16 protein-coding genes are annotated in these 17,771 nt (G+C 66.9%); 10 read left to right on the top strand and 6 right to left on the bottom strand.

The annotated features are described in order from the left end of the window. Positions 1 to 4: 4 nt before the first annotated feature. From VSO01S_RS09400 to VSO01S_RS09390, 3 genes are all read right to left on the bottom strand, one after another. Entirely contained in the window at positions 5 to 1,012 is a 1,008-nt protein-coding gene (locus tag VSO01S_RS09400) for an alpha-ketoacid dehydrogenase subunit beta (protein ID WP_245684160.1), read from the bottom strand. Further along, entirely contained in the window at positions 1,003 to 1,974 is a 972-nt protein-coding gene (locus tag VSO01S_RS09395) for a thiamine pyrophosphate-dependent dehydrogenase E1 component subunit alpha (protein WP_174544720.1), read from the bottom strand. The genes VSO01S_RS09400 and VSO01S_RS09395 overlap by 10 nt, the downstream gene beginning before the upstream one ends. Positions 1,975 to 2,125: 151 nt before the next feature. Further along, complete coding sequence (locus tag VSO01S_RS09390) at positions 2,126 to 3,367, bottom strand: helix-turn-helix domain-containing protein (protein ID WP_068641671.1); 1,242 nt, start codon at positions 3,365 to 3,367, stop codon at positions 2,126 to 2,128. A 137-nt stretch (positions 3,368 to 3,504) separates the two neighbouring features. On the opposite strand from VSO01S_RS09390, the gene VSO01S_RS09385 reads away from it, so the two are divergent. The 7 genes from VSO01S_RS09385 to VSO01S_RS09355 all read left to right on the top strand — a co-directional run bounded on the left by VSO01S_RS09385 (position 3,505) and on the right by VSO01S_RS09355 (position 11,205). Further along, positions 3,505 to 5,619 (top strand): PQQ-dependent dehydrogenase, methanol/ethanol family, encoded by a 2,115-nt coding sequence (locus VSO01S_RS09385; RefSeq protein ID WP_068641669.1) that lies wholly within the window; start codon positions 3,505 to 3,507, stop codon positions 5,617 to 5,619. A gap of 241 nt (positions 5,620 to 5,860) precedes the next feature. Beyond that, positions 5,861 to 6,325 carry a helix-turn-helix domain-containing protein gene (locus VSO01S_RS09380; protein WP_245684159.1) on the top strand — a complete coding sequence of 155 codons (465 nt, stop codon included), beginning with the start codon at positions 5,861 to 5,863 and terminating at the stop codon, positions 6,323 to 6,325. A 2-nt stretch (positions 6,326 to 6,327) separates the two neighbouring features. Further along, positions 6,328 to 6,906: a PIN domain-containing protein gene (locus VSO01S_RS09375; RefSeq protein WP_245684158.1), complete on the top strand. Its 579-nt coding sequence runs from the start codon at positions 6,328 to 6,330 to the stop codon at positions 6,904 to 6,906. A gap of 120 nt (positions 6,907 to 7,026) precedes the next feature. Further along, entirely contained in the window at positions 7,027 to 8,049 is a 1,023-nt protein-coding gene (gene xylF, locus VSO01S_RS09370; RefSeq protein ID WP_068641667.1) for a D-xylose ABC transporter substrate-binding protein, read from the top strand. 73 nt (positions 8,050 to 8,122) lie between these two features. Further along, positions 8,123 to 9,313 (top strand): sugar ABC transporter permease, encoded by a 1,191-nt coding sequence (locus VSO01S_RS09365; protein WP_068641665.1) that lies wholly within the window; start codon positions 8,123 to 8,125, stop codon positions 9,311 to 9,313. 4 nt (positions 9,314 to 9,317) lie between these two features. Beyond that, on the top strand, positions 9,318 to 10,085 hold the full coding sequence (locus VSO01S_RS09360; RefSeq protein ID WP_068641663.1) for an ATP-binding cassette domain-containing protein: 768 nt from the start codon (positions 9,318 to 9,320) through the stop codon (positions 10,083 to 10,085). Between the two features lie 7 nt (positions 10,086 to 10,092). Beyond that, positions 10,093 to 11,205, top strand: coding sequence for an ROK family transcriptional regulator (locus VSO01S_RS09355; protein WP_068641661.1), 1,113 nt, complete (start codon positions 10,093 to 10,095; stop codon positions 11,203 to 11,205). Positions 11,206 to 11,272: 67 nt separating this feature from the next. Here VSO01S_RS09355 and VSO01S_RS09350 read toward each other — a convergent pair whose 3' ends face one another. After that, on the bottom strand, positions 11,273 to 12,265 hold the full coding sequence (locus tag VSO01S_RS09350) for a tripartite tricarboxylate transporter substrate-binding protein (protein WP_068641658.1): 993 nt from the start codon (positions 12,263 to 12,265) through the stop codon (positions 11,273 to 11,275). Between the two features lie 209 nt (positions 12,266 to 12,474). Here VSO01S_RS09350 and VSO01S_RS09345 point away from each other — a divergent pair, with 209 nt between their 5' ends. From VSO01S_RS09345 to fusA, 3 genes are all read left to right on the top strand, one after another. Beyond that, positions 12,475 to 13,527 (top strand): M35 family metalloendopeptidase, encoded by a 1,053-nt coding sequence (locus tag VSO01S_RS09345; protein ID WP_068641656.1) that lies wholly within the window; start codon positions 12,475 to 12,477, stop codon positions 13,525 to 13,527. After that, positions 13,524 to 13,958, top strand: coding sequence for a hypothetical protein (locus VSO01S_RS27085; protein ID WP_153305192.1), 435 nt, complete (start codon positions 13,524 to 13,526; stop codon positions 13,956 to 13,958). Before VSO01S_RS09345 ends, VSO01S_RS27085 begins: the two co-directional genes overlap by 4 nt. A 648-nt stretch (positions 13,959 to 14,606) precedes the next feature. Beyond that, the gene (gene fusA / locus VSO01S_RS09335; RefSeq protein ID WP_068641653.1) at positions 14,607 to 16,667 is read left to right on the top strand and encodes an elongation factor G; all 2,061 of its coding nucleotides are present in this window, start codon (positions 14,607 to 14,609) and stop codon (positions 16,665 to 16,667) included. A gap of 4 nt (positions 16,668 to 16,671) precedes the next feature. Here fusA and VSO01S_RS09330 read toward each other — a convergent pair whose 3' ends face one another. Then, positions 16,672 to 17,100: a TfoX/Sxy family protein gene (locus tag VSO01S_RS09330; protein ID WP_245684157.1), complete on the bottom strand. Its 429-nt coding sequence runs from the start codon at positions 17,098 to 17,100 to the stop codon at positions 16,672 to 16,674. Continuing rightward, positions 17,097 to 17,771, bottom strand: a 675-nt coding sequence (locus tag VSO01S_RS09325) for a class I SAM-dependent methyltransferase (RefSeq protein ID WP_068641651.1), incomplete at its 5' end; no start/stop codon positions are given. The genes VSO01S_RS09325 and VSO01S_RS09330, both read right to left, overlap by 4 nt.

Genomic DNA, 17,771 nt, shown 5'->3' with positions numbered 1-17,771 from the left:
CGCTTCAGCCCAGCATCCGCAGGGCCGCATCGGTAACCCGCGTGGCGTCGATGCGCGACTGCGCCTCCAGGATCGGCGCATAGCCCACCGGGATGCGCGGCGCGCCCAGGCGCGCCACCTTGCAGCCGGTGAGCTCGGCCGCGCTGGCCGCGATCTCCGCGCCGAACCCGGCCGTCTGCACCGCCTCGTGCGCCACCAGCAGGCGGCCGGTGCGCGCGCACGATTCGAGCACCATCTCGCGGTCCCACGGCCACAGCGTCCGCAGGTCGATCAGGTCTGCCTCGATGCCCTGCGCGGCCAGCTCGGTGCAGGCCTGCTCGCAGACATGCACCTGCCGGCTCCAGCTCACGATGGTGATCGCGTTGCCCGCGCGCACGCGGCGCGCCTGGCCGAGCTTGGCGGTCTGGCTGGGATCCACATCGCCGCGCAGGCCCCACAAGGTCTTGTGCTCGATGTAGGCCACCGGGTCGCCGCAGTGCATGGCCGCGCGCAGCAGGCTGAAGTTGTCCTGCGGCGTCGAGGGGCACACCACCACCAGCCCGGGCATGTGCGCGAACCAGGCTTCGAGCGACTGCGAGTGCTGCGCCGCCGAAGCATCCCAGATGCCGCCGGGCATGCGGGCCACCAGCGGCACGCGGCCCTGGCCGCCGAACATGAAGCGGTTCTTGGCGGCCTGGTTCACCAGCTCGTCCATGCCGCACAGCGCAAAGTCGACCACGCGCATCTCGACCACCGGGCGCAGGCCGGCCAGCGCCATGCCTACGCCGGCGCCCATGATGGCGGCTTCGCTGATCGGGGTGTCGATCACGCGGCCGGTGCCGAAGCGCGCCTGCAGCCCCTGGTACTGGCCGAAGATGCCGCCGCGGCCCACGTCCTCGCCGAGCACGACCACGCGCGAATCCACTTCCATCTCGCGCGTCACGGCCATGGCGGCGGCCTGCGCATAGCTCATGTCGCGCACTTCGCCGAAGGCGAAGCGGCCTGCGCCGGCGTCCTGCATCGTCAGATCCATTGCCCGGCTCCGGTGTTCTGCACGTCGGTGAAGGCGGCGTCGGCCTGCGGCCACGGCGCCGCATCGGCGGCCGCCAGCGCCGCTTCCACCTCGGCCTGCGCTTCGTTCTCGATGGCATCGAGCGCCTGCGCCGGCGTGCCGCGCTGCAAGAGCGCGGCGCGCGCGCGGGCAATCGGGTCGGTCTTCAGCGCGGCCTCGAGTTCGTTCGGGTTGCGATAGGCCGCCACGTCCACCGACACGTGGCCCTTCACGCGGTAGGTCAGCGCATGCAGCAGGCGCGGGCCCTGGCCGCTGCGCACCTGCGCCACGAGTTCGGCCGCGGCTTCGTGCACGGCGAACACGTCGTTGCCATCGACCTGGCGTGCCGGGATGTCCATGGCCGCTGCGCGGGCGGAGGCGCCGTCGCCGGCCGTCATGGGGCCGCTGGCGGTGGTGGCGCTCCAGCGGTTGTCTTCACAGACGAAGAGCACCGGCAACTCGTACACGTGGGCCCAGTTCAGGGCTTCGAGAAACGGCCCGCGGTTGATGGCGCCGTCGCCGAAGAAGCAGGTGGTGATGGCGTCGCGGTGCTGGATCTTCTGCGCATGCGCGGCGCCCACCGCGATGGGCAGGCCGGCCGCCACCACGCCGTTGGCGCCGAGCATGCCCACGGAGAAATCGGCGATGTGCATGGAGCCGCCCTTGCCGCCGTTGAAGCCGGTGGCCTTGCCGAACAGCTCGCACATCATGCGCGTGAGGTCCGCGCCCTTGGCCAGCGTGTGGCCGTGGCCGCGGTGGGTGGAGGTGATGTAGTCGCTCGCGCGCAGGTGCGCGCACACGCCGGCCGGCACCGCCTCCTGGCCGGTCGACAGGTGCAGGGGGCCGCGCACCTTGGCGGCGGCGCCGGCCTGCTGGCCGTACGCGCTCACGCCGCCCTGGCTGGCGGCCTCGGCCGCGTTCTCGAAAGCACGGATGCGCAGCATCGTGCGATACAGCGCCAGCGGCTGGTTCAAAGCTGAAGTCGTCAAGTCCATTCCGGTTTCAGCGCAGACGTGGACTGCGCTTGGGCAGAAATCGTATCGATCGTGACCATCTGGGTGTGTGCGGACTAACCCGGTCCATCGAAAGCAGGACTCAAGGTGGTGGCGCTTCCTGCTGCCAGTGCTTGAGCCGTCGGTAGAGCGTGCCGCGCGACACGCGCAGCTGGCGCGCTGCCTGCGAGATGTTGCCGCCGCATGCGTCGAGCGTGTCTTCGATCAGCTTGCGGCTGTGGCCGCTCAGGCTGCTGTCGCCCTGGGCGGCCGGCGCATCTTCATCTTGCGAAGGCGGGGCCGGATTCGGCGCGCCTGCAATTCGCGTTGCGGCCGCGCCTGTGCCGGCCAATCCCACGGCATGCCGAAAGTCCACACCGTCGCTCGCCTGCAGCGCGGCCTGCAGCCACACGCCCAGGCCGCTGGCCAGGCGAATGGGCTGCGGCGCTTCGCTGCGCGTCATGCGCAGCAGCGCGGCCAGGTCCATGCCGAAGATGCGCAGCGCGGTGGGCGGCGTGTCGTCGGCCAGCTGGCCGATCAGGCGCTCGGCCGCGCCGTTGAGCCAGGCGACGTTGCCGTCGCCGTCGATGCCGGCCAGCGCTTCCAGTGGCGTGCCCAGCAGCGCTGGGCTCGCCTGGAAGCGCAGCAGCAGCCGGCCGCGCGACTGGGTCACCAGCAGGCGGTTCTCGATGGTGGCGGCAAAGGTCGCCACCAGCTGCGCCGCGCCGAAGCTGAAGGGCCGTCCCTCCATGCTCACGTCGAGCACCGCGGCGAGGCGGCCGTGCACGTCGCGGATGGGCGCAGCTGCGCAGTGCATTTCGTGCAGCACGTCGAAATAGTGCTCTGCGCCGTTCACCGTCGCGGCGTGGCCGGTGCAGGCCACGATGCCCGGCGCCGTCGTGCCCACCATGCTTTCGGCAATGTTGACGCCCACCCGCGCCGTCTGCCGCATCACCGGCTGCGCCGCGGCCATGGGGTGGTGGGTGGTGTGCACGATCACGCCGTGCGCGTCGGTGAGCAGCACGCGCGCATCGGTTCCGGCCAGCGAGCTCTCCATGTTCTGCAGCTCGCCGCGCGCCGCCTCGAGCAGTTCGCGGCTGCGGCCCAGCGTGGCATGCAGGCGGCTGGGCGTGACCGCATCGAATGCGATGACCCGCCGGCTGTCGCTGTGCGTGCGGCTGCAGCGCATCCACGACTGCAGCACGGCTTCGCCCACCAGGCCCGAGGGACGCACGCCTTCGTCGAAGAACTGCTGGCGCGCCAGTGCGACGCGCTCGGCACGCGTGCGCGGAAACAGCTCGCGCGGGCGGTCGCCGGCACGGCCGGCGGGCGAGGGCAGGAACATGCGTCGACTCCTCTCGTGGGGCGGCTCGAAATCTGTTCCGCAATGGAACAGTTGCGCGCTAGGGAAATCCCGAGGGTGAAGAAAGCGCCGCGCCGGACCATTCTTGCCAGCGCCACAACGATGCAGGAGACAGCACGATGAGAAGAAAGATCCACCGCGCCCTCGCGCTCGGCGCCGCGCTGTGCCTGGCCGCCGCCGGCGCCGCCGCCCAGCAGGGCAGCAAGGGCTCGCCCGAGCACATCAAGGCCGCCACCGGCAAGGTCGACGGCGCCTTCATCCGCGCCAACACGGCCAAGACCAGCGACTGGCCCAGCTACGGCCTGGACTATGCCGAGACGCGCTTTTCCAAGCTCGACCAGATCAACGCGGGCAACGTGAAGGACCTGGGCCTGGCCTGGTCCTACAACCTCGAATCCACGCGCGGCGTGGAGGCCACGCCGCTGGTGGTGGACGGCATCATGTATGTCACCGCGTCATGGAGCGTGGTGCACGCCATCGACGTGCGCACCGGCAAGAAGCTTTGGACCTTCGATCCCAAGGTGGACAAGTCCAAAGGCTTCAAGGGCTGCTGCGACGTGGTCAACCGTGGCGTGGCGCTCTACCAGGGCAAGGTGTACGTGGGCGCGTACGACGGGCGGCTGATCGCGCTGGATGCCGCCACCGGCCAGGTGGTGTGGGAGAAGGACACGATCGGCGATTCCAAGTTCTCCTACACCATCACCGGCGCGCCACGCGTGTTCAAGGGCAAGGTGATCATCGGCAACGGCGGGGCCGAGTACGGTGCGCGGGGCTACGTCACCGCCTACGACGCGGCCACCGGCGAGCAGAAGTGGCGCTGGTATACGGTGCCGGGCGATCCGTCCAAGCCGCTGGAAAACGACGCCATGGCGCGTGCCGCCAAGACCTGGGACCCGGGCAGCAAGTACTGGGAGGCCGGCGGCGGCGGCACGGTGTGGGACACCATGGCCTTCGACCCGGAGCTCAACCTCATGTACATCGGCACCGGCAACGGATCGCCATGGGCGCACAGCAAGCGCAGCCCCAAGGGCGGCGACAACCTGTACCTGGCCTCGATCGTCGCGCTCGACCCCGACACCGGAAAGTACAAGTGGCACTACCAGGAAACGCCGGGCGACAACTGGGACTACACCTCGACCCAGCCGATGATCCTGGCCGACATCAAGGTGGGCGGCAAGCCGCGCAAGGTGATCCTGCATGCGCCCAAGAATGGCTTCTTCTTCGTCATCGACCGCACCAACGGCAAGTTCATCTCGGCGAAGAATTTTGTCGACGTGAACTGGGCCACCGGCTATGACAAGAACGGCCGGCCGATCGAGGTGGCGGCTGCGCGCCAGAACGAGAAGCCCGGCGACAGCATTCCCGGGCCCTTCGGCGCGCACAACTGGCATTCCATGTCCTACAGCGCACAGACCGGGCTGGCCTACCTGCCGGCGCAGAACATTCCCGTCTCGCTGATGGACGACAAGGCGTGGAAGTTCAACGAGAACGCTCCGGCCCGTCCGCATTCGGCGCTGGGCTGGAACACCGCCATGTTCATCAACGCCGCGCCGCCCCAGAGCAAGCCTTTCGGGCGCCTGATCGCATGGGACCCGGTGGCGCAGAAGCAGGCCTGGGCGGTGGAGCACGTCTCGCCCTGGAATGGCGGTACGCTCGCCACCGCCGGCAACCTGGTGTTCCAGGGAACGGCCGACGGCCGCATGATGGCCTACAACGCCAAGACCGGCGAGAAGCTGTGGGAGACACCCACCGGCACCGGCGTCGTGGCGGCGCCCAGCACCTACATGGTCGATGGCAAGCAGTACCTGTCGATCGCGGTGGGCTGGGGCGGCGTCTACGGCCTGGCCATGCGAGCCACCGAGCGCCAGGGCCCCGGCACGGTCTACACCTTCGTGCTGGGCGGCAAGGCGCCGGCGCCCGAATTCGTGCAGTACCGCATGGACAAGCTGGTGCAGGGCGTGAAGTACGACCCGGCCAAGGTGGAGGCGGGCACGCTGCTGTACGTGAGCAACTGCGTGTTCTGCCACGGCGTGCCCGGCGTGGACCGCGGGGGCAACATTCCCAACCTGGGCTACATGAACGCCTCGTACATCGAGAACCTCGACAAGTTCATCTTCAAGGGGCCGGCCATGGAGCGCGGCATGCCGGACTTCACGGGCAAGCTGTCGATGGAGGATGTGGACAAGATCAAGGCGTTCATCCAGGGCACTGCCGACGCCATCCGGCCGAAGTGAAGCCCCCCGGCTTTTCACTCCCTTCGGTCGTGTAACTCCACCCCCCGAGGGGGAGACCCCACCTGAGGACTGGCAGAGCCAGATCCTCGGTGCGGGACTGGGGTTTTTCGGCTCGCTTCGCCTCGCCTAGGTTTGCCTCTCCGGGTGTTGCGTTTATTGCGTTTGGAGTACTATCTCCATCAGCCCCACTAATAACAAGAGGGCGTCGACTAACCCGGCAACTGCAACATGGAGAGACGCGATGAGCGAGAAAATCCTAGAGCCTGCGACGCAGGCCGAGGCGGAAATGGCCGCGACCGCTCGCACCCTGTTGGTGGCGGCACTTGACCATTCGAAAGCCAAACACGTTGAACTCACCCTGGACCTTCCTGATGAGGAAGGGAAGGCCCCCGTCCTGAAGGTACCGCCCAAGGCACTGCGCTTCTTTGCTGATGTGTTGCGGCAAATGGCGCTGCGCGAGCCGATGCTGCTCATGCCCCAGAAGGCGCAGATGACCACCCAGGAAGCAGCCGCATTTCTTAACGTTTCGCGCCCCTTTGTCATCAAAGAAATTGACGCCGGTCGCTTGACCTGCCACATGGTCAACACGCATCGACGCATTGATTTTGATGAACTGGTCAGGTACCAGGCGGCCCAACGCGAGCGCAGCGAAGCGGCGCTGCGACGGATGCATGAAATCGACCGGGAGTTGGGCGAGGAGCCTTGAGGGTGTATGGCAGGCGCGGCACGCTACACCGCACTTCTGGACGCCAATGTCCTGTTTCCAAGCTCCAGTGCGATGCCCTGCTGAGCCTTGCCCACGCTGGGTTGTTTGCGGCCAAATGGAGCGCTGACATCGAGCGGGAGTGGACAGCCTCGAGGCTTGAGAAGTACCCCGGCACAGAACAGGCCAACGCGAACAAGGCGCGGGCCATGTGCGAGGCGATCCCCGATTGCATGGTCACAGGGTACGAGGACTTCATGCGGTGCCTCACGCTGCCGGACCCCGACGACCGGCATGTCTTGGCAGCAGCCATCGTCGGGCATGCGGACGCTATCGTCACCAACAACGTCAAAGACTTTCCCCTGGAGGCACTGACGCCGCACGATATTGATCTGCAGACGCCCGATCAATTCATCGTCAATCAACTGACGCTGCATCCCCCTCGCGCCATCAAGGCTCTGAGGGAGATGCGTCTGCGTTGGAACAATCCAAAGCACACGCCTGAGAGCCTGGTCGTGTTGTTCGAGCAGCGAGGCATGCCGCTGACTGCCGTGAGGCTTTCCGAGTCCGTCGGCATCCTGTAGACGCGCGTTGCGTTGCTCTGGCGGGGTATTCCCTATGGGAGTGGCCTGGGGTTTTGGAACATAGTTCGACGCCCGAACTAACTCGGGTCAGAACCTACAACACCCTCAGGAGAACACACCATGAAGTTGCACCACACCCTGTCCGCGCTGGCGCTTGGCCTGGCTGCGTTGGGCGCATCGGCCCAGACCATCGTCGGTGTGAGCTGGTCCAACTTCCAGGAGGAGCGCTGGAAGACGGACGAGGCGGCCATCAAGGCGCAGCTGGAAAAAATGGGCGCGAAGTACATCAGCGCCGATGCCGGCGGCTCGCCGGAGAAGCAGCTGGCCGACGTGGATGGGCTCATCTCCAAGGGCGCCAAGGCGCTGATCGTGCTGGCCATGGACAAGGACGCGATCCTGCCGGCCGTGACCAAGGCCACGCGGCAGAAGATCCCGGTGGTGGCGTACGACCGGCTGATCGAGGCGCCGGGCGTGTTCTACATCACCTTCGACAACGTCGAGGTCGGCCGCATGCAGGCGCGCGAGGTGTTCAAGCTGGCGCCCAAGGGCAACTATGTGTTCATCAAGGGCTCGCCCACCGACCCCAATGCCAACTTCCTGCGCGCCGGTGCGCAGGAGGTGGTGGACGCCGCGGTGAAGAAGGGCGACATCAAGATCGTCGGCGACGAGTACACCGATGGCTGGAAGCCCGAGGTGGCGCAGAAGAACATGGAGCAGATCCTCACCAAGAACGCCAACAAGGTCGACGCGGTGGTGGCGGCCAACGACGGCACCGCCGGCGGCGTGGTGGCGGCGCTCACGGCCAAGGGCATCCGCGGCATTCCGGTGTCGGGCCAGGACGCCGACTTCGCCGCGCTCAACCGCGTGGCGCTGGGCACGCAGACGGTGTCGGTGTGGAAGGATTCGCGCGAGCTGGGCAAGGAAGCGGCCGAGGCCGCCGTGGCGCTGGCCGCCGGCAAGCCGGCACCCAATTCGGCCAAGTGGAGCGGCGGCGAGAAGAAGATCGCGCTGGACTCGCGCCTGCTCAAGCCGGTGCCCATCACCAAGGACAACCTGGACGTGGTTGTGAAGGCCGGCTGGATCAAGAAGGACGAGCTGTGCAAGGGCGTGTCGGCCGACAAGGCTCCCGCGGCCTGCAAGTAACGGCGCACCGCTCGCCAGTCTTTCGCCTGAAAGCTGCGGCGGCACGCCCGCCGCGGCAGGGAGTCTTCTTCAAATGAATCCAACAACATTGCCCGTCTGGCGCCGGGTCGGCATCGACCTGCGCTTGGCGCTCATGTGCGTGCTGCTGGCGGCACTGGGCATCGGCTTTCACATCCTCTCGGGCGGCGTGTTCCTCTCGCCCGAGAACCTCTACAACGTGGCGCAGCAGACGGCGGTGGTGGGCATCGTCTCCACCGTCATGGTGCTGATCATCGTGGCGCGCCACATCGACCTGTCGGTGGGCTCGGTGATGGGCTTCGTCGGCGTGCTCATCGCCTATCTGCAATACACCTCGGGCTGGTCGTGGCAGACGGCGTGCCTGGCGGGGCTGGCGGTTGCGCTGCTGGTGTCCATCTACCAGGGCTGGCTGACAGCAGTGCTGGGCGTGCCTTCGTTCGTGGTCACGCTGGGCGGCCTCATGTCCTTTCGCGGCGCGGCCTTCCTGGTGGCGGACGGCAAAACGCAGCCGGTCAATGACGAGTTCTTCCAGCGCCTGGGCGGCGGCTACGACGGCGGCATCGGCGCCACCTGGACCTGGGTGCTCGCGGCCTTCGTCGCCGTGGTGCTCGTGGCGCGCATGCTGCAGCGGCGACGCACGCGGCTGCGCCACGGCATGCCGGTGGAGCCGCTGTGGCTGGAGCTTGCGCTGCTGGCGGTGCCCATTGCGGTGGTGCTCGCCTTTGCCTGGGTGATGAACAGCTACCGGATCAGCGGCAAGGACGAGGCGCAGGGCCTGCCCATCCCGGTGCTCATCTGGGCGCTGGTGGCGGTGGTGCTGTCCTTTCTCGTGCACCGCACGCGCTTCGGCCGCTACGTGTTCGCCATGGGCGGCAACCCGGATGCGGCAGCGCTGGTGGGCATTCCGGTCAAGCGCGTCACGCTGATGCTGTTCGCGCTGCTGGCGGTGCTGGTCACGGTGGCGGCCATCGTCTCCATCGCACGGCTGAATGCCGGCACCAACTCGCTGGGTACCGGCATGGAGCTGTACGTGATCGCCGCCGCGGTGATCGGCGGCACGGCGCTCGCGGGCGGCAGCGGCTCCATCTTCGGCTCGGTGCTGGGCGCGCTCATTATGCAGTCGCTCGACAGCGGCATGCTGCTGCTGGACGTGCCCATCGGGCGGCGCATGGTCATCATCGGCCAGGTGCTGATCGCGGCCGTGGTGTTCGACGTGTTGTACCGCCGCAAGTTCGGGGAGAACTGAAGCCATGGCCACCCCACTTGTGCAACTGCGCGACATCCACAAATCCTTCGGCGGCATCAAGGCGGTTGACGGTGTGTCGGTCAACCTGCATCCGGGCGAAGTGGTGGCGCTGCTGGGCCACAACGGCGCGGGCAAGTCCACGCTGATGAAGATGCTGGCCGGCGCCTATCCCATCGACTCGGGCGACACCATCATCGCGGGCCAGCAGGTGCAGATCCGCACGCCCTCGGAGGCGCAGGCCCAGGGCATCGAGACCATCTACCAGACGCTGGCGCTGGCGGACAACCTCGACTCGGTGGCCAACCTCTTTCTCGGACGCGAGAAGATGACGCCCTGGCGCACCCTGGACGACCACTTCATGGAAGTGCAGGCGCGCAAGGTCTTCCAGCGGCTGAACAAGAACTTCACCAACATCCGCGTGCCGGTGCGGCGCCTGTCGGGCGGGCAGCGGCAGGTGGTGGCCATTTCGCGGGCGCTGTACTTCAACGCGCGCATCCTGATCATGGACGAGCCGTGCGCGGCGCTCGGCCCCGAAGAGACGGCGATGGTGGGCGACTTGGTGCGCCAGCTCAAGGCCGATGGCGTGGGCATCTTCCTGATCACGCACGACATGCCCGATGTGTTCGGCCTGTCGGACCGGCTCGCGGTGATGAAGAACGGCAGGCTGGTGGGCACCTACCGCACGGCCGACGTGACCGAGGACGAAGTGCTCGGGATGATCATCGCGGGCAAGCGGCCCGAAGGAAAGCCGCAGACCGTGCGGGACGAATGAGCGCCGGATGAAGACCACCGGCGACCAGCAGCTTCTCAAGCGTATCAACCGCAGCGTGCTGCTGCGCCTGCTGCGTGCGCAGCCCGGCCTGTCCCGCGCCAGGCTGGCGCAGGAAAGCGGGCTGACCAAGTCCACCGTGAGCCTGCTGGTGCGCGAGCTGCTCGACGACGGCTGGTTGTCCGAATCGGATGTGACCGCGCCCGGCGATGGCGTGGGGCGGCCCTCCACGCCGCTGTCCATCAACGTCGGCCTGCGCGCGCTCATCGGTGTCGAGATCGCGGTGCGGGTGGTGCGGGTGGCGGCAGTCTCGCTGGGCGGCGAGGTGCTCAGCTCGGCCATCGAGCCGCTGGCCGACAAGGCGCCCGAGGCCGCCTGCCGGCAGGCTGCAGCACTGGTAGCGCAGGCGCATGCGCAGCTGGTGCTTCGCGGGCTGACACTCTCGGGCATCGGCGTGGGCGTGCCCGGCGCCGTGGACGACCAGAGCGGCCTGGTGCGCTTCGCCCCCAACCTGGGCTGGCGCAACCTGGACCTGCTGCCCTTGCTGACCGCATCGCTCGCCGCCGCCGGCGTGCCGGACGTGCCGACCCAGCTGCAGAACGAGGCCGATGCGGCCGCGCTGGGTGAGTTCGAGTTCGCGCCCGGCGGTGCGGGCGAAGACCCGCTGGTCTTCGTCAACTGCGACTACGGCGTGGGCGCCGGCATCGTGCTCAACGACCGCCTCTTCATCGGCGCGCAAGGCATGGCCGGCGAGATCGGCCACACCATCCTGCAGGTGGACGGGCCGCGCTGCTCGTGCGGGCGGCGCGGCTGCGCCGAAGCCTTCTTCGGCGAACGGACACTGGCGCAGCCTGATGCCGATCCGCTGCGCGCGGGCACCTTCCTCGGCGTGCTCCTGCAGAACCTGTGGGTGACCTTCAATCCGCGCGTGATCGTGGTGGGCGGCAACAGCTGCGCCATCCATCCGGAGTTGCTGGAGCAGGCGATGCGCACGGTCGAGAAATTCGCCGACGCCGCAGCCATGCCGCCGCCGCTGCTGCGTGCCGCGCGCTACGGTGCGCTGGCACCGGCGGTCGGGGCGGCGGCCTTCGTGCTGCACGACTACCTGCGGCCGATGAACTGAGGGCCATGAAAAAAGCCGCCGGGCCCTCGAAGGCGCGGCGGCTTGTTCAGCCAGGTTCTCTCCAGCGTCAGTCGGCGTACACGCCCGCCGCCTTGATGACCGGCCCGAAGCGCGCCACTTCCGCCTGCACGAACTTCTTGTGCTCGGCCGGCTCCACGCGCTTGTCGTTGACCACCACCGCGCCCAGGCCTTCCTGCTTCTTGATGAAGTCCGGGTCCTTCAGCGCCACCTTCAGCGCATCGTTGAGCTTCTTCAGGATGGGCGCGGGCGTGCCCTTGGGCGCGTACATGCCGTGCCAGATGGTCACCTGGAAGTTCTTCAGGCCCGACTCGTCCAGCGTCGGAATGTCCTTCAGCACCGGCGTGTTCAGCTGCTTCATGGTCGTCACCGCATAGGGCTTGACCTTCTTGGCCTCGATCTGGCCCGTGGTGTTGGTGGTCTGGTCGCACAAAAGGTCGATCTGCCCGCCGATCAGGTCGGCGATGGCCGGGGCCGTGCCCTTGTACGGGACCGTTGTCATTTCAGCCTTGAGCTCGCTCTGGAACAAGAGGCCGCACAGGTGCGAAGCCGAGCCGATGCCGGCGTTGCCCAGGTTGACCTTGCCGCCGCTCTTGGCGATCCACTCGCGCAGTTCCCTGAAGTTGTTGGCTTCGAGCTGCGGCTTGCCGATGAGCGTCATGGGCACGTCGTTGATCATGCCCAGGTATTCGAAGTCGGTCTCGTAGTTGTAGGTGAGCTTGCGGTACAGCACCGGGGTGGTGGCCATGCCCACGTGGGTGACCAGCAGGGTGTAGCCGTCGGGCTTGGCGCGCGCGACCTTGGCGTTGCCGATGGTGGAGCCGGCGCCGGCGGCGTTGTCGATGACGATGCTCACGCCATCCAGCGGCTTGCGCAGGGCCTCGGCCAGGTCGCGGGCCACGCGGTCGGTGGGGCCGCCGGCGGCAAAGGGCACCACGATGGTGATGGGCTTGCCGTCCGGGTAGTTCTGGGCGTGGGCGGTGGTGCCCAGCACGCCAACAGCGGCGGTGGCCACGGCGGCCAGGGCGAACAGTTTCTTCATGAAGTCTCCGAGCAATGTTCCAAGGAACCGTAACAAAACGAGACAGCGATCTTATCGGCTGTCGAAGACCTTTCGAATAGCAGTTGCCCGTAGCGCGGCGTCCTACAGCGGTGCTTTCGTCAAATCCTTCGCGATCGCGTGAGCCCTCCAGGCGGCACTGCTATCCTTTTGCGAGTTCCCGACATGAGGAACATCAGGGAGAAAAGAAAGTGCAACGCAAACATCTAGTCGTGGGCGATGTGCCCATTTGCGGCGGTCGCATCCTGCCGTTCACACCCCCATTCAGTTTTCAGATTGGCGGCCATCAGGTGGCCCTGGTTGGAGGCCGCGTCTACTGCGAAAGCTGCCACAGCGTTGGCGTCATTGCCAAGGCAGGCGGTCCGCGCAGACCGGTCTACATTTCGGAGGTTGCCTTGGAGGGCGACGTCTGCGTCTGCCAGTGTCCCAAGCCCCAGCCGCTGAAGTCGACGTTGCAGAGCATGTCGACGCATGACGATGGAGCCGGCGGTGCAGCGGTCTTCAATGCGGCCACCATGCTTGTGCCGGACGCCCTGCCGCAGTGGAGCGCCGAAGAAACGGCAGCGAGCCGGAAACTGGTGGACGAAAAGGTGGTTCACCCGGCTGAAACAGCCCCTAGCGAAACCATCTGCCCCAATATGGCCAACGAGGAGTTCGCCGAGTTGGTCTTGGCGCTGCGCGATGAGGCCGTCGCTCTTGTCACGGAACGACTTGCCGAACTGGAGCGCTGGGATGCCAGGGCGCAGGAGCGCATCCTCACATGGTTTGGGAGTCCTGGTCTTCTGCAGGTGCGATCACATTTGCACGAGACGCGGGTCTATCTCCGAAATGGTTTGACGGCATGCGATCGAGTCCTGCGAAGTCTGAAAGCAGCGAACTTTGTGCGATGGTCTACGACGGCGCACAGGCACCTAGGCTGCGTTAACAGCCGATCCGACGTTGGGCTGAACGCTGAAGTATGCAAGCCGGACACCGAGACTCGCACGATAGCTATCGCACTTCAGTTCTGCTATTTGCCTCGAGATTTCAAGGTATTTGGCACGGAGAGAATCCGCGACGGCGACTCGCAACTCCTGACACTCGTCCACGAGGTGACGCACTTCCGCGACGTGTTCGATTCGTCGGATGGCTGGTACGGAACAAAGAACTCGCGGGAAAGCGTTGCGAACACTGGTGACATTGCGAAGGCGCGTGTCAACGCAGACAGTCTTGCTGCGTACATCGTTGGAGTTCAGAAGCTATGAAGATTCGAATACTGGTTGCATGCTTCTTGCTGGCCGCTGCACCTCTCGCAACAGCCTGCAAGGTCTACGGGCTCGAACATGAGGTCAATTTTCAGGAAGGAAGCGCGACGATCTCCGCATCGGAGATTCGCACCTTGATCGACTGGTATCTAAACAAGCGCGATGGTCGAGAAGGGGTTCTGGAGGCCTATGTCAGTGCGTATTCAAGGCCGAACGACCCCGTTTCGACAAAGCTGACGCAGGAACGCGTCAAGGCTGTCGCCGATCTCATCAGAGCAATGAGTGAGGGCCGCTCGATTCCTATGCGAGCCAATGTCGAAGCCGTTGCAACGCCGCGGGCGGAAGCCTACTCGACGGTGGTAGCGGGCACTCAGCCGATGTGTCTGAAGACCAAGTCTTGCTGCGCATTGGAGATTCAAGGGAGTCAATAGCCACCTGGATCTTGGACCTCGTTCTGGTCACTTACATCATGGAACCAACAATCCTGAGAGCACTGCGTGTTTTCGCTTTCCTCTTCTCTTGGATCGGAACACCCGCTATGGCTTGCTCTCTCGTCGGACTTGAGCATGAGGTGGCTTTTCAAAGCCACGAGGTGAACTTGTCGGCGACAGAAATCCGCTCCTTGGTTGATTGGTACGTGAAGCGAAGGGACGGCTCGTTGGGCGTTTTGGAGGTTACGGTGTTCGCGCTATCGAGGAAAGGCGATGCTGCTTCCGAGCGGGAAACCAGACAGCGGACGGTCGCAGTGGTTGATCTGGTTCGCTCTTTGAGCGAGGGGCACTCGATTCCAGTGGAAAGCCGTGTCACTGGTGTGATTACCCCCGTGAGGAAGCCTACAAGACAGTTGTTGTGACAACCCAGCCGCTGTGCGTAAAAACGCAGTCGTGTTGCGGAGGACCGATCCAGCGATGACATCAGGTCAGCTTGGGCGCGCCCCCTGAATCAAAGCCCATAACTGCACCGCGCCAACCCTGCAAACCCCACCGAGCCCGACCCAGCAATCGCCCGGGCTTGCGATGCGCGAGCCGCCGGAGGATAGTGCGGCCATGGAGCCCGCCCGCCGGGCAAAGGAGACGCCCATGCCAAGCCGATCGAGCGGCCTCGCGGCCGAAACGGAGAAGGTGCGTACCTTGGCGCTTGTCGGCCCGCCCGCCGGCGGCAAGACCACGCTGGCCGAGGCCATGCTGCTGGCGGCCGGCGCCATCGGTGCGGCGGGCAGCGTGGAAAAGGGCAGCACCGTCAGCGACCACGACCCCATCGAGCGGCGGATGCAGCATTCGCTCAATGCCTCGGTGATGCATCTCACCCACGAGGGCACCCGCATCCATTTCATCGACACGCCGGGCAGCGCCGACTTCCTGGGCCAGAGCCTGCCGGCGCTCGAGGCGGTGGAAACCGCCGCGGTGGTCATCAACGCGGCCACCGGCATCGAGCCGATGGCGGTGCGCATGATGGAGTACGCCGCCGCGCGGCAGCTCGACCGCCTCATCATCGTCAACAAGATCGACGCCCAGGGCGTGCAGCTGGGCCGCTTGCTGGAAGACATCCAGGCCACCTTCGGGCGCGAGTGCCTGCCGCTGAACCTGCCGGCCGACGGTGGTGCGCGGGTGGTGGACTGCTTCTTCAACCGCGAGGGCGAATCGGACCTGGGCCCGGTGGACGCCGCGCACCGCGCGCTCGTGGAGCAGGTGGTGGAGGTGGATGCCGCCTTTGTCGACCGCTACCTCAACGACGGCGACGTGGACGCCTCCGAGCTGCATGCACCGCTGGAGCAGGCGCTGCGCGAGGCGCACCTGATTCCCGTGTGCTTCGTCTCGGCGCGCACCGGCGCCGGCGTGGCCGAGCTGCTCGACATCATCGTGAAGCTGCTGCCCGACCCCACGGAGGCCAATCCGCCGCAGTTCCTGCTGGGCGAAGGCGAAGCGGCGCGGCCGATGACCGTCGCGCCCGATGCCGGCAAGCATGTGCTGGCCCATGTGTTCAAGGTGACGGTGGACCCTTACGTGGGCAAGCTGGGCGTGTTCCGCGTGCACCAGGGCACGCTGGCGCGCGACGGCCAGCTGTGCATCGGCAGCAGCCGCAAGCCGTTCAAGGTGAGCAATCTCTTCATGCTGCAGGGCAAGGAGCATGTGTCGGTGTCGCGCCTCTTGCCCGGCGACATCGCGGCCGTGGCCAAGGTGGAGGAAGTGCATTTCGACGCCGTGCTGCACGACGCGGGCGAGGACGAGCAGGTCCACCTGGCGCCGCTGAACTTCCCGGTGCCGGTGCATGGCCTGGCCATCGAGCCCAAGCGCCACGGCGACGAGCAGCGCATGTGGGAGATATTGGGCAAGCTGGTGGACGAGGACCCGTGCCTGCGGCTGGAGCATGCGGCCGTGACCAACGAGACCATTGTCTACGGCCTGGGCGAGCTGCACCTGCGCGTGCTGCTCGAGCGGCTGCGCGAGGTCTACAAGTTCGAGGTGAACACGCGGCCGCCGCGCATCGCTTATCGCGAGACGGTGACGGCGCCCGCCGAGGGCCATTGCCGGCACAAGAAGCAGACCGGCGGCGCCGGCCAGTTCGGCGAGGTGTTCCTGCGCATCGAGCCGCTGGCGCGCGGCGCCGGCTTCGAGTTCGTCGACGAGGTGCGCGGCGGCGCCATTCCGGGCCAGTTCATTCCGGCGGTGGAAAAGGGCGTGCGCGAAGTGCTGGAGCGCGGCGCCATCGCCGGCTACCCGGTGGTGGACGTGCGCGTGGTGGTGTACGACGGCAAGCACCACAGCGTGGACAGCAAGGACATCGCCTTCGCCACCGCCGGGCGCAAGGCCTTCGTGGCGGCCATCCAGGCGGCGCGCCCCATCGTGCTGGAGCCGGTGGTGCGCATCGACATCGAGGCGCCGGAGCAGGCCATCGGCGACATCACCGGCGACCTGTCGAGCCGGCGCGGCATGGTCAGCGGCACCACGGGCGGCGCGGCCGGCACCGGAACGATCCGCGGGCAGGTGCCGCTGTCGGAACTCTCGGGCTACCAGTCGCGGCTGAACGCGCTCACCAGCGGGCAGGGCCGCTACACCATGGAGCTGTCGCACTACGAGGCGGTGCCGCCGGCCATCCAGCAGAACCTGATGGGGCAGCACAAGCAGCAGGGCGACGAGTGAATCGCTAGGCCTTCTTTGCGGCGGCCTTCGGGATGGACTTCCGGGTGGCCGCTTTCTTGGTGGCGGCGGCCGCCCTGCGCTTGCCGCCGCTGCCCTTGCGCAGCACCGCGCCCCAGGCCAGCTGCGCCCAGCGTGCGGCCTCGTCGCGGTCCTCGAAGATCTCGGCCGGCGCCTCGTAGTACGACGTGGCGGTCATCTCGCCGCGCCGCGCGTACTCGAAGGGCGCCAGCCGCTTGTCCACGAACTGCGGCCTGTTCTCCTCGTCGGTCTTCAGGTACACGCGGCCGCCGGCCACCAGGCCGAACATGCGGTCTTCATGAAAGAGCCCGTAGCCGCCGAACATGCGGCGCACGTCGATGCGGCCGAAGCGCTCGAACACCTCGGGCAGTTCGTCGGCCAGTCCTCCGCTCGGTGCCGTTTTCGCGCGCGTCACCGCTTGGTCGCCCGCGTCATCAGGAAATGCTGGCGCACCATGTTGTCTTCCAGGTAGCGGCCAAGGAAGCCGTCCAGCTCGGCGCGGAAGCTCGCGAGCTTGTCCGGCTCGCCCTGCAGCTGCGCCACCAGCTTGGCGACGGGCCCCAGCGTTTCCTCGATGCCCTTGCGGTAGTGCTGCGGGCTGAGTGTCGGGAAGACCATGACGCCGCGGTCGAAGCGGATGTCAGTCACCGCGTCGCCCAGGCGCTGGCGGATGATGTTCGGGTCGCCCCACTGCGGCGGCGGCGCCACGCCGGCCGGCGGCGGCACGTACTTGCCCACCAGCGCGAACATCTGGCCCACGAAGTGTTCCGGCGGCCAGGTCGAAAAGGCGAGGGTGCCGCCCGGCTTGAGCACGCGCAGCATCTGCGCCACCGCCACCTCGGGGCGCGGCGCGAACATGTGGCCGAACTGGCTGGTCACCACGTCGAAGGCCGCGTCGTCGTAGGGCAGGGCCTCGACGTCGCCTTCGCGGAAGTCCACCTCCACCTGCGCCAGCGCGGCGTGCTTGCGGCCATGCTCGATCAGCGCCGGTGCCAGGTCGAGCGCGCTGACTTGCGCGCCGGCCCGCGCCGCGGTGAGCGCCACCACGCCGGTGCCGCAGCCCACGTCGAGCAGGCGCTGGCCGGC

The sequence above is a fragment of the Variovorax soli NBRC 106424 genome (genome assembly GCF_001591385.1).
GTDB lineage: Bacteria > Pseudomonadota > Gammaproteobacteria > Burkholderiales > Burkholderiaceae_C > Variovorax > Variovorax soli.
Note: the sequence above shows the minus strand (reverse complement) of the source record. Positions and strands in the feature narration are given on the sequence as shown.

What these genes read in the sequence shown, in the direction of transcription:
- VSO01S_RS09360 (WP_068641663.1), top strand. Translation starts at nt 9,318, where the DNA reads ATGGCCACCCCACTTGTGCAACTGCGCGACATCCACAAATCCTTCGGC.
- xylF (WP_068641667.1), top strand. Translation starts at nt 7,027, where the DNA reads ATGAAGTTGCACCACACCCTGTCCGCGCTGGCGCTTGGCCTGGCTGCG.
- VSO01S_RS09385 (WP_068641669.1), top strand. Translation starts at nt 3,505, where the DNA reads ATGAGAAGAAAGATCCACCGCGCCCTCGCGCTCGGCGCCGCGCTGTGC.
- VSO01S_RS27085 (WP_153305192.1), top strand. Translation starts at nt 13,524, where the DNA reads ATGAAGATTCGAATACTGGTTGCATGCTTCTTGCTGGCCGCTGCACCT.
- VSO01S_RS09395 (WP_174544720.1), bottom strand. Translation starts at nt 1,974, where the DNA reads ATGCTGCGCATCCGTGCTTTCGAGAACGCGGCCGAGGCCGCCAGCCAG.
- VSO01S_RS09355 (WP_068641661.1), top strand. Translation starts at nt 10,093, where the DNA reads ATGAAGACCACCGGCGACCAGCAGCTTCTCAAGCGTATCAACCGCAGC.
- VSO01S_RS09365 (WP_068641665.1), top strand. Translation starts at nt 8,123, where the DNA reads ATGAATCCAACAACATTGCCCGTCTGGCGCCGGGTCGGCATCGACCTG.
- fusA (WP_068641653.1), top strand. Translation starts at nt 14,607, where the DNA reads ATGCCAAGCCGATCGAGCGGCCTCGCGGCCGAAACGGAGAAGGTGCGT.
- VSO01S_RS09400 (WP_245684160.1), bottom strand. Translation starts at nt 1,012, where the DNA reads ATGGATCTGACGATGCAGGACGCCGGCGCAGGCCGCTTCGCCTTCGGC.
- VSO01S_RS09380 (WP_245684159.1), top strand. Translation starts at nt 5,861, where the DNA reads ATGAGCGAGAAAATCCTAGAGCCTGCGACGCAGGCCGAGGCGGAAATG.
- VSO01S_RS09350 (WP_068641658.1), bottom strand. Translation starts at nt 12,265, where the DNA reads ATGAAGAAACTGTTCGCCCTGGCCGCCGTGGCCACCGCCGCTGTTGGC.
- VSO01S_RS09390 (WP_068641671.1), bottom strand. Translation starts at nt 3,367, where the DNA reads ATGTTCCTGCCCTCGCCCGCCGGCCGTGCCGGCGACCGCCCGCGCGAG.